Here is a 321-nt window from a genome sequence, read left to right on the forward strand (position 1 = left end):
GTCCTTTTTTGAGTCATTAAGGGTAAATAACATTTAATGAGTAGAGGAGTGTTGGTCTAGAAATTAGCTGATATTTTTTTGAAAATATTTCTTGACGTACTCTGTCTTTCAGAGTATAGTAATTAATGTTGTTGGTTCGGGTTGTTACTTCTCATGTGAAAATTATATTTGACATTGGAAATCAGATCAGATATAATATAAGAGATAAACAACTTAGAAATATTCGTTCTGAATTGAATGCGTCTGTTTCTAAACAATCTTCAATAGGTAGACCTTTGAAAACTGAACAAAGTTTCGACAAATCAAATGTGTAGGGCTCTT

Source organism: Liquorilactobacillus satsumensis DSM 16230 = JCM 12392 (genome assembly GCF_001435195.1).
Lineage (GTDB): Bacteria > Bacillota > Bacilli > Lactobacillales > Lactobacillaceae > Liquorilactobacillus > Liquorilactobacillus satsumensis.